This window comes from Pseudomonadota bacterium (assembly GCA_010028905.1).
Classification (GTDB): domain Bacteria; phylum Vulcanimicrobiota; class Xenobia; order RGZZ01; family RGZZ01; genus RGZZ01.
Window position 1 is genome coordinate 1 of record RGZZ01000067.1, and the last position, 15900, is coordinate 15900.

Consider the following 15900-nt stretch of genomic DNA (forward strand, 5'->3'; position numbering starts at 1 on the left):
GAGCTCGACCTCTCCGCAGGCCAGGCACCAGGTCTCTGTGGCGTCGGCGGAGAGGCGCAGCACCAGTAGCGAGGCTCCGAGCGACGACGGGCCTGAACCCGTGTGCCTCGGCTCGGTGCTTCTGCCGAGCAGACGGATCTGTTCGGAGAGCGCGTGAACCGTTCGCCCCATCGCGTCGTGGTCGATGTCGTTGCGCAGGGCCGAGCAGGCCGCGTTGAGAGCGCGCTCTGCAATCGCGGCACGCGGTTCATCGGTGGCTCCGTGGCCGACGGCGATGACCGCGAGTCGACCGTCATCGAGGGCCAAGGCTCGGACGGTGGAGGGCGCGCCAGGTGGCTCGGAAGGATGAACATATCGCACCGTGATCGCGCGTTCGGGCTGCGAAGCAGATCCGTCTCGGGAGACTCCTCTTCTCGGGGGGCGTTTCATGGCGGCCTCTTCTTCTGTTGCGTGGATGTGGATTCCTGTTTTGAGGAGCGTGATTTGGGGAACGCGATTCGCGTATCTTCTGGCGTCGCAGCCTCTCCCACGCGAGGTTTCACAGCCCTTTGAGTCATCATCGCAGACTCACGTGATCAGCCTTTTGCCGGGATGTTTCTCAGCGGTTGACGATCTGTGAACATCGTTCGCACGGAGATTGCCATCTTGCGATCAGATGTTGCCGGCGTTCTCTCGCTGATCGAGATCGTGGCCGGAGTTTACATCTGGTTCATTGATCGGCGGGGGGCTTGCCCGTACAATGAGGGGTGTCGAGGGCTGAACACGTGAGAAGACAGCGTGGGCCCCGCCATCGATGTGCGGCCGAGAGCCGCCTGAGAAAGAGGTGCAGTCATGGTTTCAGGCGCCAGCGTGGGCAGCATCACCTGGAAGGCGCTCACCGGACAGAGCGTGGTCAACGTCTCCGCGAAGAACCCGGACGAGCTCAAGCGGAGCGAGTTCGACACGTCGCACATGCCGACCGACATGGCCGATCTCAGCGACGCAGATCGCCTGGCTCTCCAAGAGGAGAAAGCCAACAAGCATCTCAAGTCGTTCTACGCCGCGGGCGTCGTGTTCGACAACACGGTTCGCATGCTTGGCGGCCTCGGCAGCACGTGGGGCCTCATCCAGGGTGTGATGGGGCACCAGCTCGGTGGCTGGATTGCCGTGGGTGCTGGCGCGGGCGCCGCCCTCACCGTCACCGACGCGGCCTTCCAGGTCAAGATGGCGGCCGTGAACCGCAACCAGGCCGCCGCTGTAGATGGCACCTTCACCATGGTGCAAGGCATGGGCGTGATGCTCACCGCGATGGGTCTGGGACGCATTCCCGCCCTGGTCGCTGCTGGCGCGGCGGTCGGCAAGATCGCCTACGGCGTCTACACGGCCTCGAAAGAGCAGAAGCGCAAGGACGAGCTCAAGGACCAGATCGCAGCGGAGAAGGAGGCCCAGAAGGCGGCCGGCAATCAGCCTCCTGCCTCCCCCACCGCGCAGCCGCAGGTGCCGGACGTGACCGGCGCGCAGCCGGTGACCTCGGTGCCTTCGTCGACCGAGCCGCCTGCCGCATCGTAGCGCATCGCATCAGGCCGCTCACGCGCCTGTTGCAGAGGGGGCCGAGCGCCAGAAGGCGTCTCGGCCCCTTTTCCATGCGGCTGCGCCGGCTCGACGAAGGGGGGAACGGGGACTTTTGCACCCCTCGGCGAACCCCTACCCTGGCGGCCTGACGCCGCACGACAGTCTTTCTGGAGGCCTTCCTTGAACCGCTCGTCTCGTGCTCTCACGCTGCTTCTCGCGCTGCTCGTCATGATTGCCCATCCGCGCGATACCACCATCGTCATCGGTGACGCCGAGGTGCTGCGCATCCGCGCTGACGCCGGCGGGCGAACCGCTGCTCAGCGCGCCGCGGCGATGCGCCAGCGCATCGTCGACATCTACCAGGCCATCGCGAAGTCGAACACGGCGCTCAAGCCGGACGAGGTCACGCTCGACCTCGCGCCAGGGGCGCCTTCGGTGCGGGTTCGCGGCATGCTCCTGCTCACGGTGACACCGGAAGACGCAAAGCTCAACGGCAACTCCACCATGGAAGAGCTGGCCCGCATCTGGCACGTTCGTCTTCGCGACGCCATGGTGAAGGCGGCGCCACTCCCCGAGACCCTCGAGTACCCGTCACCGGGCGCAAACCCTGACAGCCCGTGATATCGGCATGACGGCGCGACGGTTTGACATCGACGACTGCCACATCCACTTCTTCACCCGCGAGATCATGGCGGCCTGGCAGCGTCGCCGAGAGCAGGCGTCGCCACACCTGCTCCAGGCGGAAGCCCGCAACCACGCGCGACACATGCAGAAGGCCGACAACCTGCAGTGGGAGGCGCCGGACGGGCCGGTTGACGCTGCCGGGCGATGGCTCGAGCACTTCGATCGCGCGGGGGTGCGGCGCGGGTGCTTCATGGCGCCGGAAGCCGAGAACGCCGAGCTGCGGGCGTTCCTGCGGCAGAGCGACCGCTTTCTGGGACTGAGCTGGATCAACGCCTCGCACGCGGACGCGGCTGCGACGCTCGAGCGGGAGCGTGAGGCGGGACTGGTGGGCGTGAAGCTCTATCCGGTCTCAGCCGGCTACCGTGTCAATGATCGCGCGTGCTATCCGTTCTATGAGAGTGCGGCGCGAACCGGCATGTTCGTGATGATCCACTTCGGCATCACCATCGGCTACAACGCCGATCTGGCCTGCGCCAATCCTCTCGACCTGCATCCGGTGGCGCGCGACTTCCCTGACGTGCGCTTCGTGGTGTGCCACTTCGGCGCGGGGTTCATGCGCGAAGCCCTCATGCTGGCCTATCAGCAGGAGAACGTCTTGTTCGACACCTCTGGAAGCAACAGCTGGATGCGCACGCAGGTCGAGAGGCTCACGCTGAAAGACGTGTTCGAGCGCTTCATCGAGCTGGCTGGCGCGGAGCGCGTGCTGTATGGCAGTGATTCGACCAACTTCCCACGGGGGTATCGGAGCAATGTTCTCGAGGAGCAGCTCAGCGTGCTCGAAGCGCTCGACATCACCGATGCCGAGCGCGCCCTCATCCTGGGCGGAAACCTGCGGCGCCTCATCGCCGGCAATCGCGTTCCGGGCGCGCAGGGCGTAGATGTGGAGCCGGTGAGCGCTCCCGCCTCGGCCTCCCTGACGGGGTAGGGAGTCGCTGGGGGGGATGCCGAACCCCCGATTCACGCCCCAATCCATCGTGACGCGCCTGGCGCGTGGAGCCTGCATGGACCCTTTGAACCCAGCCATCGATTGGACGCGCGTCGGTACCGAGTTTCGCTCCGCGCGCCCGTTTCACCATGTCGTCATCGATGATTTCTTCGCGCCTGAGACGGCCCGCGCCCTGGCTGACGAATACCCCGCGTTCGATGCGCCGGTGTGGTGGCGCTACGACAACCCGCTCGAGAACAAGCGGGCGTGCAATGACTGGAACCGTTTCCCGCCCACGACCTATCGCGCGCTCGCCTGGCTCAACAGCGACGTGTTCGTGGCACGCATGTCTGCGGTGTGCGGCGCTCCCCTCTTCGCCGATATCGGGCTCAACGGTGGAGGCTGGCACTGCCACGGGCGCGGGGGAAAGCTCAACGTGCATCTCGACTACTCGCTTCACCCCAAGCTGGCCCTCGAGCGACGCCTCAACCTCATCGTCTATCTCTCGCCGGGCTGGGATGCGGCCTGGGGCGGGGGGCTCGGCTTGTGGGAAGATGACGGCGGCCGTCCGGGGCGCCTCGGGCGACGCGTCGACTGCCTCTTCAACCGCGCGGTTCTGTTCGATACGACCCAGAACTCGTGGCACGGCCTGCCGGAACCCATCGAATGCCCCGAGGGTCGCACCCGGAACAGCCTGGCTGTCTACTACCTCTGTGAACCCCGCCCCGACGCTTCTGAGCGGGGAAAGGCGCTCTACGCGCCCTACGGAGACCAGGTCGATGACCCCAGGGTTCTTGAGCTGATCCGGCTGCGCGCGGATGTCGCCACAGCGCATCGCGTGTGGGTGAGCGATACCTCGCTCGAGACCGGGGTGTCAGCGCCGTGATGATCTCGGTGGTCATCCCTACCTGGAACGCGCGCGAGATCATCCATCTGCCCCTGGCTTCGCTGCGGCGTCAGACGCACGACGACTTCGAGATCATCGTGGTCGATGATGCGTCCACCGACGGCACGGGCGATCATGTTCGTGAGCACTGGCCCGAGGTGCGCCTCGTGCGCCTCGACGTGAACAAGGGGTTCCCTGGTGCGGTGAATGCCGGGATCTTCGCGGCGCGAGGGCATGCCATTGCGCTCTTGAACAACGACGCTGAGGCCGATGAGGGCTGGCTGTCGGCCATGGCGGCGGCCCTTGAGAGCAGCCCGCGCGTGGGCATGGTGGCGTGTCGCATCCGGGTCTACCACCATCGACATCTCCTCGACTCGGCCGGTATCTTCGTGACCTCGTTCGGGTCGTGCGGGAACCTGGGCGCGTTCACGCCGGACGGTCCCCCCTATGATCGCGCGATGCGCATGATCGGTCCCAATGGCGCCGCCGGGCTCTACCGACGGGCGCTCTTCGAAGACGTGGGAGTTCTCGACGAGACCCTCGTGGCGTACTACGAAGACACCGATATCGCGCTGCGCGCCCAGCTGCGCGGATGGGCCTGCGTCTACGCGCCTGACGCCGTATGCTATCACGTGGGCAGCGTCACCAACGCCGCGCTCGACGCGCCGACCCTCGATCGTCACAGCGCCGCCATCGCCATCGATGACGCGCGGGCCCCGCAGCCCGCCAAGACCAGTCCGCGGGTCATGTATTACGCGGCGCGCAACTATCCCATCATGCTGATGAAGTTCGTGCCGCTCTCGATGCTGCTCGCCGACTGCTGGGCCATTGCAGGCTTTGAGCTGAACATGCTCGCGTTCGCGATTCGCAACCGGCTGTTCAGGAGCTTTGTGCGGGGGCGGCTTGCGCTGCTGCCGGCGCTCCCCGACGCGCTGCGCAAGCGATTCACGCTCGCCGCGTCACGCCGCATCTCGGCGCGTGAGGTGCGCGCGCTCTTCCGACGCCCGTCTGCCCGAGAGCTCTTCGGCATCGTGCTGCGGCGTCTGCGTGGCGGCGAGAGGCCCGTGGGGTAGGAATGGACGCGGGCCTTCAGGAAGACCCGGGCGTGGAGATGCACAAGGTTCTCGTGACCGGCGGTGCCGGCTTCATCGGTAGCGCTTTCGTTCGCTATCATCGCGCACACCACCCCCAGACGCGCCTGGTGGTGCTCGACGCCCTCACCTATGCCGGTCGTCGTGACAACATCGATGAGAGCGATGCCGGTGTGGAGTTCGTTCATGGCGATGTTCGTGACGCTTCCCTCGTGGAGCGCCTGCTCGAGGACGTCGATGCCGTGGTGCACTTCGCCGCCGAGTCGCATGTCGATCGCTCGCTCATCGACGCCGAGGGATTCATCTCGACGAACGTGTACGGCACGCATGTCATGCTCGAGAGCGTTCGAAAGCGTCCGGTGAAGCGCTTCCTCCACGTCTCCACCGATGAGGTGTACGGTTCGGTGACCGAGGGCGACTCACGCGAAGGCGATGCCCTGAACCCCACCAGCCCCTACTCGGCCAGCAAGGCTGCCTCCGATCTCATGGTGCTGGCGCACGCCGCCACCCACGGCACGCCCGTGCTGATCACGCGCTCTTCGAACAACTTCGGGCCACGCCAGTACCCGGAGAAGCTCATTCCCCTGTTCATCACGAACGCGCTGCAGAACATCCCGCTCCCGCTCTATGGCGACGGTCGGAACGTGCGCGACTGGCTGCACGTCGATGACAACTGTGCGGGCATCGACGCGGTTCTCCGGCGTGGAGCGGTGGGTGAGGTGTACAACCTCGGCGCGGGCAACGGACGTACCAACATCGAGATCACGCAGGCCATCCTGGCGGCCCTCGATCGCCCGGCGAGCCTGATCCGCCCCGTCGCAGACCGTCTCGGCCATGATCGTCGCTACAGCGTCGACATCACCAAGGCGAGAGCGCTCGGCTGGGCACCTCGGCAGTCGTTCGATGCATCGCTTGCCGCCACTGTGGCGTGGTATCGCGACAATGAGCCCTGGTGGCGCTCGGTGAAGGAGCGGCAGGCCGAGTTCCGCGCCTATTATGAGCGCCAGTACGGCGAGCGGCTGGCCTCGTCTCCGCCGATGGCGCCGTGAGAATCGCCATCACCGGCGCGGGGGGCATGCTGGGCCGCGCGCTCTTCGACGCCGTGATCAACCAGCACGAGGTCGTTGCACTCCCGCGTGAGGTGCTCGATGTGCGCGACGCGGACGCCGTGCGCGACTGCCTGGCTGAGGCGCGCTGTGAGGTGGTGGTGAACTGCGCCGCCTTCACCGATGTCGACGGCTGCGAGTCTCGGGTCGAGGAGGCCATGGCCATCAATGGCGAGGGGCCTCGAAATCTCGCGGCTGCGTGTGCGCGACAGGGCGCGGCGCTGGTTCACATCAGCACCGACTATGTGTTTGCGGGCGATGCCGGACGAAGCTACGAAGAAGATGATCTTCCGAGACCGTGCAACGCGTACGGGCGCTCCAAGCTGGCGGGCGAGCAGGCGGTGCGCGCGACCCTCGATCGGCACTGCATCGTGCGCACGTCGGGCCTCTTCGGTCTTCACGGTCCGAGCTTCGTGCGGGCCATTCTCGCCGCGGCGCAGACCCGTGACACGTTGCGCGTGGTGCGCGATCAGGTGTCTGTTCCCACCTATGTGCGTGATCTGGCCGACGCGCTCCGGTTGCTCGTCGAGCGCGAATCGCGCGGAACATGGCATGTGACGGCCACGAGTGAGGGCGTGCCGTGGAGCGACTTCGCGCGTCAGCTGCTGGAAGCGGCCGGTCGGACGCAGGTTCAGGTGATCGATGTCACCACGGCGGAGCTGGGGCGTCCGGCTCCCCGACCGGCGTTCAGCGTGCTCGCCCCCCGTGCCTGGGAGCGCGCGGGACTGGCTCCCCTGCCTCCCCCGCTCGATGGTCTGCGCCGCTTCCTGCGGGAGTGGGAGGCCTCTGCCCGATGACCGCGCAAGCCTCGATGGGGGAGGCCGCGCACACAGGCCGACCCCGTCGTCGCATCTTGTTCCTCTCGCTGTCATCGACCCAGTTCGGGGGCGGCGAGGTCTTCTTGTTCCATCTCGTTCGCCATGCGCTTGCGTCGTGCGACGTGTTCGTGGCCTGCGCCGCTGAGAACCGGCTGCTGGTCGAGCGCATGAGAGATCTCGACGTCTCTCTCATCGAGATGCCGCTCTCATACCGGCAGGTTCCTGCGGGGGTTCGTCGGCTCGTGGCGTGGCACGCGCGAGAGAGGTTCGACCTCGTCTACGCCAACGGACGGCGCTCGCAGCTCTTCGGCTCGTTCGTTGCACGGCGCACGGGCCTGCCCATGGTGGGCGCAGATCTCATCGTGCACCTGCCGTGGAGCGGCGGGGTACTCGCGTTCACGCGAAACCTTCTGGCCAGCCTGCTCAATCGCGTTGTTGCGGTGCCGTGGGCCGTTCGCATCATCACCATCTGTGAGTTCGTCCGACAGGAGCTCGTGAGACGCTTCCGCGTCTCGCCCGAGAAGGTGGTGACGGTGTGGAACGCCGTCGACGCCGAGCATTTCGCCCCGCAGGCTGCGGATGCGTCGTTCGCCGCCTCACGGGGCATTGCTCCGGACGCGGCGGTGGTGGTCTGCTCGGCGCGGTTGGTCGAGCACAAGGGGCAGGCCGTGCTCATCGATGCCATCGATCGCCTGCGCCGCCAAGGACGGTTCGATGGCTGGCTGGTGCTCATCGGAGACGGTCCGGATGAGGCGCGCCTGCGTGCCCGCATCGCCGGTACGTCGGCTCCGCATCGCTGCATCATCACTGATTTTCCGATGGACATCCGACCCTGGTACGCACGTGCTGACGTTGTTGTGCTGGCCTCTCGCGAGGAGGGTCTCCCCACGGCCTTGCTGCAAGCGATGTCGATGGCGCGGCCCGTGGTGGGGACGAATGTGCAAGGCATACCAGAGTCGGTCACGCACGGGGAGAACGGTCTGCTCGTTCCTGTCGACGATCCCGCGGAGCTGTCGGAGGCCCTGGCGCGGGTGCTGGCAGACCGCGAGGCCGCGGTGCGCATGGGCGAGGCGGGCAGGCAGCGCGTTCTGCGCGACTTCCGCCTCGAGATCATGCTTGCGCGCTTCGACGCGGTGCTCGATGACGCGATGCGCGCGCACGCTGCGAGAGGTGAGGGGGCGGTTCACGCGTGAGGCTCTCCATCTGCATGGCCACCTTCAAGCGCGGCGCCTTCATCGAGGCCACGCTGCGCACCATCCTCCCCCAGCTCACCGACGATGTCGAGCTCGTCGTGGTCGACGGCGCTTCTCCGGACTGCACGCCAGATGTGGTGGGGCGGCTCATCGAAGAGGGAGCGCCCATCCGGTACTTCCGCGAGCCCGTGAACTCTGGCATCGATGGCGATTATGACAAAGCCGTCGGCTATGCCCGTGGCGAGCACTGCTGGCTGATGCCCGACGACGACTGGCTGCGGCCGAACGCCATCGCGCGCATCCTCGAAGCCGTCGCACGTGGGCCTGAGCTTGTGGTGGTGAACGCAGAGGTTCGCGACGCAACGATGCGTCGCGTGCTCAATCCTTCGCTGCTTGCCTGCCGGGACGATCACGGCTGGGGGCGAGGTGACACCGACGCCCTCTTTCGTGAGACCGCGGGCTACCTGTCGTTCATCGGTGGGGTGGTCATTCGTCGTGACCGCTGGATGGCGCGCGAGCGAGCGCGCTACCATGGCTCGCTGTTCATCCACATGGGGGTGATCTTCCAGACCCCTCCGCTCGAGCGGGTGTGGGTGATTGCTGAGCCGCTCATTGTCATCCGCTATGGCAATGCCATGTGGACCCCTCGCTCATTTGAGATCTGGATGTTTCTCTGGCCAGATCTCGTGTGGTCGTTCACCTCGGTGGGAGAGGCTGCCCGCAGCCACGTTGTGGCGCGGGAGCCCTGGCGCAGCCCGCGCGTGCTGCTCTACTACCGCGCGATTGGCGCCTACGGGCCTGAAGCCTTCGAGCGTTTCCTGGCGTCTCGCCTGCGTGGCCTCGAGCGGTGGCGGGCGCGTCTGATCGCCGCCCTGCCCCTTCCGTTCGCCAATCTCGTGGCGGTGGGCTGGCTGCTCACGCAGGGCGAGCGGGCGCTTCAGAACCTGGTTGATCTGCTGGCCGTGCCTTCCGCTCACGCAAGCCGTCTTCTCGCGCGGCTCGTCGGTCGCGGGGGCTGACCACGTCAGTCGAAGAGATGCGCCTCGAGCTCTCGTAGCAACGGGCCACTCGACGGCCACATCCGGATCGTCCCAGCGCAGCGTGCGCTCGCACTCGGGACGCCACGGGCCACAGACCTTGTAGAGCATCATCACCTCGTCGGCCATGGCCACGAAGCCGTGAGCGAAGCCGGGCGGCAACCAGAGCTGGCGGCCGCTCTCTCGCGACAGCTCGACCGAGATCCAGCGGCCAAAGGTCTTCGAGCTGCGTCGCAGATCAACGGCGACGCTGAAGGTGACGCCAGCAAGCACGGTGACCAGCTTTCCCTGGGGATGCGGGTTCTGGAAGTGGAGGCCGCGCAGCACACCTCGCTTCGAGATCGACAGGTTGTCCTGCAAGAAGTCGACGTCGATGCCGGCACGACTGTAGCGCTCTCGCTGATGCAGCTCGGTGAATGAGCCCCGTTCGTCGCGGTGTGTCACCAGTTCGAGGAGAAGCGCGCCGGGGAGCGCGAGCTCAGTGATCTTCATCGGGCGACCTCCAGGGGGGCGATTCGCGCACGATGCGCAGAAGGTATCGGGAGCCGCCAGGCGATCTCCTCCGGGCAGGCGATCTTCAGGCCTTGTCGCTCTTCGACGATCTGCACGAAGCTCGAGGCCTGTAGAAGAGATTCGGGGGTTCCCGTGTCGAGCCAGGCGATTCCTCTCCCCAGCACCTCGACGGCAAGCTGGCCGCGGTCGAGATAGGTTCGGTTCACGTCGGTGATCTCGAGCTCTCCGCGCGCTGAGGGGCGCAGGTCGGCGGCGATGTCGAGAACCTGGTTGTCGTAGAAGTAGAGGCCGGTGACGGCGTAGCTCGAGCGCGGCGATGCGGGCTTCTCCTCGATGGAGACGGGTCTGCCCTGCGCATCGAGCTCGATGATGCCGTAGCGCTCCGGATCGGGCACATGGTAGGCGTAGTTCAACGCGCCCTGGAGCAGGGCGCTTCCCTTGCGTAGCAGCCTGGGGAGGCCGTGCCCGTAGAAGATGTTGTCGCCCAGCACGAGGGCCACAGGGCTGTCGCCGACAAACCGGCGTCCGATGATGAAGGCCTGGGCCAGCCCTTCCGGCGCGGGCTGCTCCGCGTAGGCCAGCGACATCCCCCACTGGCTGCCGTCACCGAGCAGCCCGCGGAAGCGGGGCACGTCGTCTGGAAGCGAGATGATCAGCACCTCGCGGATCCCGGCGAGCATGAGCACAGACAGCGGATAGTAGATCATGGGTTTGTCGTAGACGGGCAGCAGCTGCTTGCTCACGGCCGTGGTCATGGGATACAGGCGGGTTCCCGAGCCGCCCGCCAGGATGATGCCTCTCATGCGATTCCTCTGCACTCCGGTGTTCTGGTGTCAGCGACGGTGGGTGCCGGCGAGGGTCTCTGCCTCGGGGGCACGAGATGACCTTCGCAAACCGATGGGGGCTTCCTGTTTCGTGCGCCTTCGCGCTCAGAGCCCCTCGCCGCGCAGCATCATCGGGACGGTTCGCAGCAGCAGCGAGAGGTCGCAGAGCACCACCTGCAGCGGCGTGCGCGCCATGAGGTCGCTCAGGTACTGCTGCTCGAGATCGGCATAGACATCACGGTCCCGGGCTTCCAGCTTGTAGACCTGCACGAGCCCCGTGAGCCCGGCGCGCAGAACGAGCTTGCTGCGCATGCCTTCCTCCGAGATCTCTCGCCAGGCCTTCCAGGGCACATTGGGGCGCGGCCCCACCAGGGTCATGTCGCCGCAGAGCACGTTCAGCAGCTGCGGCAGCTCATCGAGGTACCATTTCTTGAGCAGGTGCCCGGCGCGGGTGACGCGTCCGGCTTCACCGGGCTGGTGAGAGCCGACCTGTGTGGTGCGGAACTTGTAGATGAGGAAGGGGCGCCCCTGGGTGAGTCGCTCTTCGGTGTAGAGCAGCGGGCCGTCGGAGCGCGGGTCTTGCAGGGCCTCGATCTTCATCAGCACGAACGCCAGCGCGGCTACCACCGCGAGCAAGGGCAGCCCGAGGAGAGCCAGGAAACGGTCGAGGGCGAACTTGAGCCGGCACTTCTCGTCGAGAAGACGGCGATCGGCAGCGAGGTCGGGATCGAGCGGAGGGGGCACGGCGCGTTCGCAGATCAGGCCGTGGTCGGTCTTCGCCGCCGCGGCGACCGAGGCGGAGGGAGCGTTCCGTTCTTCGCCTTGCGAAGACGTTCGCTCTCCCTCCACTCCACCATCACGCGGGTGATGTGGCCCGCCTGGTAGGCCTGCATGAACCCATCGACCACCCGCGGATCGAACTGGGTGCCAGCGGCCTCGGTGAGTCGGCTCAGCGCCTCGGCGTCGATCAGGCCGTTTCGGTAGGGGCGGTCGGAGGTCATGGCGTCCCAGGTGTCGGCCACCGAGATGATGCGGGCGATGATGGGGATCTGCTCGCCCTGGAGCCCGTGGTGGTACCCGCTGCCGTTGAACTTCTCGTGGTGGCATGCGGCTTCGTAGAAGGGCACGTACTTGCCGAGGCGCGGGTAGTTGGTCGCGTAGTCCATGGGGCGCTCGGTGTGCGTCTTCATGATGCCGTACTCGTGGTCGTCGAGACAGCAGGTCTTTCGCAGGATGGCGTCCGGGATGTCGATCTTGCCGATGTCGTGGATGCGACCGGCGCTCTGCACCCGTCTGATCTCGTCGTCTTCCATGCCGAGGGCTTCGGCGATGTGTGCGGCGAAGCGACCCACGCGCTCAGAGTGTCCGGCGGTGTACTCGTCTCGCTCCTCGAGGGTGTTGAGCATGGTCTCGATGGCCAGCTGGGCCTCGTCGACGATGCCCCGCACCGATCTCATGGTCACATGCATCACGGCCACCGGAACCGCGAGAAGGAGGATGGCAAACGTGTTTGCGCGCCAGAGAACCGCGAGCACGACGCCAAGAGGAGCGAGCATGGCGATGTTCAGCGACAGGCTGCTGTAGATGTCGAGCAGGCCGCGCACCTTCTCGCCGCTCGTCAGGGTCTCGAGCGTGTCAACCGCGGTGGTGAACGTCATGTACGCCGCCACGCACGCGAGGATGGCGACGTAGTTGCGCCCGGAGGCGAGGAAGGGAGCGCCTGCGTTCACGTGCTCGTACGCGGCTCCGGCGACGGCGAGATAGACCACGTGCGCGAAGGGGTTGGAGAAGTTGTAGAACACGCGCCCCCAGCGGATGTTCCACCCGCGATGGCGGATGGCAGCCGCGAGCACGTAGACCTCGCACAGCAGCGACGCGGTGAACACCACGAACGAGCCGATGGCCCAGTGCGGTGATGCGTAGGCGCCGCTCGAGAAGACGATGGCGTAGACCGCCACGTCCTCCATCGAGTAGTGGCGAAGCTGCGACGCGAGGTTGATGCGGGCGAAGAGCAAGGGAATCGTGATGGCCACGTATGTGGCCATGAAGAGCCAGGCCGTTCGGTCGCTCCAGACCACATGGCTGGAGCACCAGGCCAGCAGTGCGGTTCCCGCGCCCATCAGGGCGAGGTAGACCGACTTCTCCTTCACGACGTCGCTCCCGCGCGCCTACTTCTTCGAGGGGAACTTGATGTCGACCCGATCGGTGAACAGACCGTCGTCGTTCAGATCGCCGTCGATGGCGGTGGGGCGAAGCACGCTGCCGTCCTTGGTGCCGAGGATGCCGTAGCCGCCTCCGCTGCCAGGGCCGTCGGTCTTATGCCAGCCGTCGCCGCTCTGCTCGTCGCGCAGCACTGCGTCGTCGTCCGAAGGCGGCGTCGGCGCTGAGGGTGCGGGCTTCGGGTCGGCCGGCTTCTGCGGCGCGGGGGTTGGACGATTCGAGCTGCTGATTCCACTCATTGGCGGGGACTGCCTCCTTGCGTGCGATGACCTGGAAGAGTGCGTTGACGACCTGGGGGTCGAACTGTGAGCCGCTGGCGGCCTGGACGGTGCCCAGTGCCTGGCGCACCGTCTGCACCACGCGCCACTGGCGCGGGGTCGTGATGGTGTCGTATGCTTCGGCAACGGCAAGGATTCGGGCACCGATGAGAATCTCCTCGCCACGGAGGCCAGCCGGATAGCCGCGACCATCGAAGCGCTCGTGGTGCTGGCGGATGAGGCTGGCCACGTCGCCCTGGCGCTGGACGAGCGCGCACCGCTCGACCACGTCAGCGCCCACCACGGGGTGCGACTGAACCTCGTCGAACTCTTCGTCGCTGAGGGTGTCGGCCTTCAGCAGCACGTGGTCGGGAACGCTGATCTTGCCCAGGTCGTGGAGCCGACCCGCCGTGGTGATGGCGTCCACATCCTCCTCGGCCAGCGCCATCTCGCGGGCCATCTCGCGGCAGAGCGCGGCCACGCGGGCCGAGTGCCCCGCCATCTGCGGGTCGCGCCGCTCCACGGCCAGCGCCATGTCCTGGATGGTGGCGCGTGCCTCTCCCAGCACTGCGGTGTAGTTCTCGAGCGAGCGGTACATCATCGCAATGGGGAGCAGGAGGAAGATCAGCGCCACGGGAGACGCGGCGTGGAGGGTGCTGACGAGCAGGCCCAGCGGCGCCAGCACGCCGAGGTAGACCAGCAGCTGGCGGCGGGGAATCATTCCGAGGTAGAAGCGCACGCCCTCGAGGGTGGCCTTCAGGCCCGCGCTCAGCGCGGTCTGGGCGGCGGCGAGCACGATGGCGGCGGCAAACAGCGCCGCTGAGCTGGGCAGGGACCCGAGCACGCCGCCGTAGACGGTGGCGGCGAGGGCGGGGGCGAGCAGCGACTGGAGGGCGGTCCAGGTGATTGCGGTGCCAGGCTCGGCCTGCGTCTTGGCGTCACGCGCGGCGCGGGTGAGGGCGGCGGCGGCCGCGACGGCCAGCGTGGCCTGCGTGCCCACGACGGGGAGGCTGCCCAGCAGCAGGGCGTCGACCACGCGGATGGCGCCGCAGCCTGGCATCTGAAGGGTCCAGAGGCTCATCACCGACGCGGCGGCGGCGAACAGCCCGAGGTCGATGAGGGAGGCGGCAGGCTGTGCGGGAACCAGGCACAGGGCGGCCACGGTGGTCACCGCGAGCACCAGGAGGCGCTGCGACGTCGCGAGACGCGACACAGGGACCACACGACGATCAACGGCAATCAGCATTGACTTCCCCTTCCCATCTCACCTGGCTTGCACTCGCGGGTGCAACTCGCGCTTCTCCGCGCTTCGTGTTCGAAGTATATCGCCTGGACGGAGCGCGTGTAAACGTTTTCGGGATTCGTTAACATCGTGTTCAATTCGTGGTCGCGGGAGGGGGGAGGCGGGTGCGCCGAGGCGCCAGGGTGCCGGCGAGGGCCGACCTCTTCCCGGCTGGAGGCGACATGATGATCGTTCGTTCGACCGATGGATCGCCGACGCGCGTGACGTGAACAGAACGTGGCCACAGCGCGGTTTCCGAACCCGTCAAGGAAAAGGTCGTTAACATTCTGTTAACATGGAGTTCATACCGGGTTCACGAGATCGGCCTATCATGACAGCAATAAGAGAGGCGTGCCCGTGCGGGCGCGGACTCGGTATGTAGGGATGAGCGACGTGCAGCTGTTCGGGCCGATGCAGATCTCGAGCGTGCCCTCCTCGGCACCGCAGGGCGCCATGGCGCCTGATGCGGGGCTGTCCGGCCTCGCGCGCGCCGACGTCGCAGACGATTCCGCCCTGCCTTTCAACGCGCTGGCCTTCGACGACGGGGGAGCCCTCTCACTCTCGACGGGCGTCGCGCTTCGCGGTCAGGTTGTGGGTGCGGGCGAAGGCAACGTGCTGCTGCGCTTCGGAGATCTCACGTTCGAGGCGGCCAGTGCGGCCCCGTTCCATGAGGGGCAGCATCTCGACCTCGAGGTCACAGGGCAGCAGCAGGGCAAGTGGACGCTCCAGGTAACGGGGTCGCAGCTCTTCACCGCAATGACCGAGGCAGATGTCACCAGCGCGCTGGTCGATCTGCATCTGCCCGCGAGCGACGTGAACGTCGAGGTTGCGAAGACGCTTCTTTCCATGGGAATGCCCCTGCAAGGCGACGAGATCCGCGATCTCGGGCGGTCGCTGGCGACGCTTCCCCACGATGCCACCTCGGCAGATGTGGCCGCTGCGGTCCTGCTGAGATCGGGCGCGCTGCCGATGACGCAAGACAACATCATGCTTCTCTCCCAGTTCATTGCCCAGCATCCTTTCCTGGGGCTTCAGATGGGGGGGCTCCAGGGTGCCCTGCGCCGCCTGCTCCGCGATGAGGCGTCGCGCGCCTCGCTGCCGGAAGCCCTCACCCACGCGCTCTACGAGGTGCCCGGACTGCTCGGTGAGCTCGTGCTCGACCCGCTGCGCGAACGGGGCCCCAAGATGCAGCGACGCCTCCACGATCTCGCGTTCCAGGCGGGTATCGAGTCCGCGGGCCCGGGCGGCGGAGACGACATCGATCTGAAGCTTCTTCTTCAGGGTCTTCGTGAGCGGCTGCGCGGCCTGCGCGTCAATGGCGCGCTGCTGGCCGAGACCGCCGCATGTCTCGATGGGCTCGAGCGCAGCCTCTCTGCCGTGCGCCTTCTGAACGGCTCAGCGGCAGCTGAGCAGGGGGCCTTCTACCTTCAGATCCCGTTGGCGCCTGGCGAGAGCACCGCGGAGGCGCGCTTCCGCTACCACGTCGATTCCCACGGGCGCCCCATGATCGACG

The 15900-nt window shown here is 66.7% G+C and carries 16 protein-coding genes and 1 pseudogene; 10 read left to right on the forward strand and 7 right to left on the reverse strand.

Annotated features, from left to right (window positions below):
• The coding region (locus EB084_07180) for a hypothetical protein (GenBank protein NDD28032.1) at positions 1 to 306 on the reverse strand (306 nt) is incomplete at its 3' end.
• Positions 307 to 831: 525 nt separating this feature from the next.
• Here EB084_07180 and EB084_07185 point away from each other — a divergent pair.
• From EB084_07185 to EB084_07225, 9 genes are all read left to right on the forward strand, one after another.
• The gene (locus EB084_07185; protein ID NDD28033.1) at positions 832 to 1548 is read left to right on the forward strand and encodes a hypothetical protein; all 717 of its coding nucleotides are present in this window, start codon (positions 832 to 834) and stop codon (positions 1546 to 1548) included.
• Positions 1549 to 1731: 183 nt separating this feature from the next.
• Entirely contained in the window at positions 1732 to 2172 is a 441-nt protein-coding gene (locus tag EB084_07190) for a hypothetical protein (GenBank protein ID NDD28034.1), read from the forward strand.
• A 7-nt stretch (positions 2173 to 2179) separates the two neighbouring features.
• The gene (locus EB084_07195) at positions 2180 to 3160 is read left to right on the forward strand and encodes a hypothetical protein (protein ID NDD28035.1); all 981 of its coding nucleotides are present in this window, start codon (positions 2180 to 2182) and stop codon (positions 3158 to 3160) included.
• A gap of 76 nt (positions 3161 to 3236) precedes the next feature.
• Complete coding sequence (locus EB084_07200) at positions 3237 to 4046, forward strand: 2OG-Fe(II) oxygenase (GenBank protein ID NDD28036.1); 810 nt, start codon at positions 3237 to 3239, stop codon at positions 4044 to 4046.
• Complete coding sequence (locus tag EB084_07205) at positions 4046 to 5119, forward strand: glycosyltransferase family 2 protein (protein NDD28037.1); 1074 nt, start codon at positions 4046 to 4048, stop codon at positions 5117 to 5119. Before EB084_07200 ends, EB084_07205 begins: the two co-directional genes overlap by 1 nt.
• A 38-nt stretch (positions 5120 to 5157) precedes the next feature.
• On the forward strand, positions 5158 to 6186 hold the full coding sequence (gene rfbB, locus EB084_07210) for a dTDP-glucose 4,6-dehydratase (GenBank protein NDD28038.1): 1029 nt from the start codon (positions 5158 to 5160) through the stop codon (positions 6184 to 6186).
• A 26-nt stretch (positions 6187 to 6212) separates the two neighbouring features.
• The gene (gene rfbD / locus EB084_07215) at positions 6213 to 7040 is read left to right on the forward strand and encodes a dTDP-4-dehydrorhamnose reductase (protein ID NDD28039.1); all 828 of its coding nucleotides are present in this window, start codon (positions 6213 to 6215) and stop codon (positions 7038 to 7040) included.
• Positions 7037 to 8254, forward strand: a complete 1218-nt coding sequence (locus tag EB084_07220) for a glycosyltransferase family 1 protein (GenBank protein ID NDD28040.1) — start codon at positions 7037 to 7039, stop codon at positions 8252 to 8254. The genes rfbD and EB084_07220 overlap by 4 nt, the downstream gene beginning before the upstream one ends.
• A 14-nt stretch (positions 8255 to 8268) precedes the next feature.
• Positions 8269 to 9273, forward strand: coding sequence for a glycosyltransferase (locus EB084_07225; protein ID NDD28041.1), 1005 nt, complete (start codon positions 8269 to 8271; stop codon positions 9271 to 9273).
• On the opposite strand, the pseudogene rfbC reads toward EB084_07225, so the two are convergent.
• The 6 genes and pseudogenes from rfbC to EB084_07255 all read right to left on the reverse strand — a co-directional run bounded on the left by rfbC (position 9170) and on the right by EB084_07255 (position 14351).
• Positions 9170 to 9783: pseudogene (gene rfbC / locus EB084_07230) on the reverse strand (dTDP-4-dehydrorhamnose 3,5-epimerase). The gene EB084_07225 and the pseudogene rfbC overlap by 104 nt on opposite strands.
• Positions 9780 to 10607 (reverse strand): glucose-1-phosphate thymidylyltransferase, encoded by an 828-nt coding sequence (gene rfbA / locus EB084_07235; protein ID NDD28042.1) that lies wholly within the window; start codon positions 10605 to 10607, stop codon positions 9780 to 9782. Before rfbA ends, rfbC begins: the two are co-directional and overlap by 4 nt.
• 126 nt (positions 10608 to 10733) lie before the next feature.
• The gene (locus EB084_07240) at positions 10734 to 11735 is read right to left on the reverse strand and encodes a sugar transferase (protein NDD28043.1); all 1002 of its coding nucleotides are present in this window, start codon (positions 11733 to 11735) and stop codon (positions 10734 to 10736) included.
• Positions 11387 to 12778: an HD-GYP domain-containing protein gene (locus tag EB084_07245; GenBank protein NDD28044.1), complete on the reverse strand. Its 1392-nt coding sequence runs from the start codon at positions 12776 to 12778 to the stop codon at positions 11387 to 11389. Before EB084_07245 ends, EB084_07240 begins: the two co-directional genes overlap by 349 nt.
• A gap of 18 nt (positions 12779 to 12796) precedes the next feature.
• Entirely contained in the window at positions 12797 to 12982 is a 186-nt protein-coding gene (locus EB084_07250) for a hypothetical protein (protein ID NDD28045.1), read from the reverse strand.
• The gene (locus tag EB084_07255) at positions 12945 to 14351 is read right to left on the reverse strand and encodes an HD domain-containing protein (protein NDD28046.1); all 1407 of its coding nucleotides are present in this window, start codon (positions 14349 to 14351) and stop codon (positions 12945 to 12947) included. The genes EB084_07250 and EB084_07255 overlap by 38 nt, the downstream gene beginning before the upstream one ends.
• 420 nt (positions 14352 to 14771) lie before the next feature.
• Here EB084_07255 and EB084_07260 point away from each other — a divergent pair.
• Positions 14772 to 15900, forward strand: a 1129-nt coding sequence (locus tag EB084_07260; GenBank protein NDD28047.1) for a hypothetical protein, incomplete at its 3' end; no start/stop codon positions are given.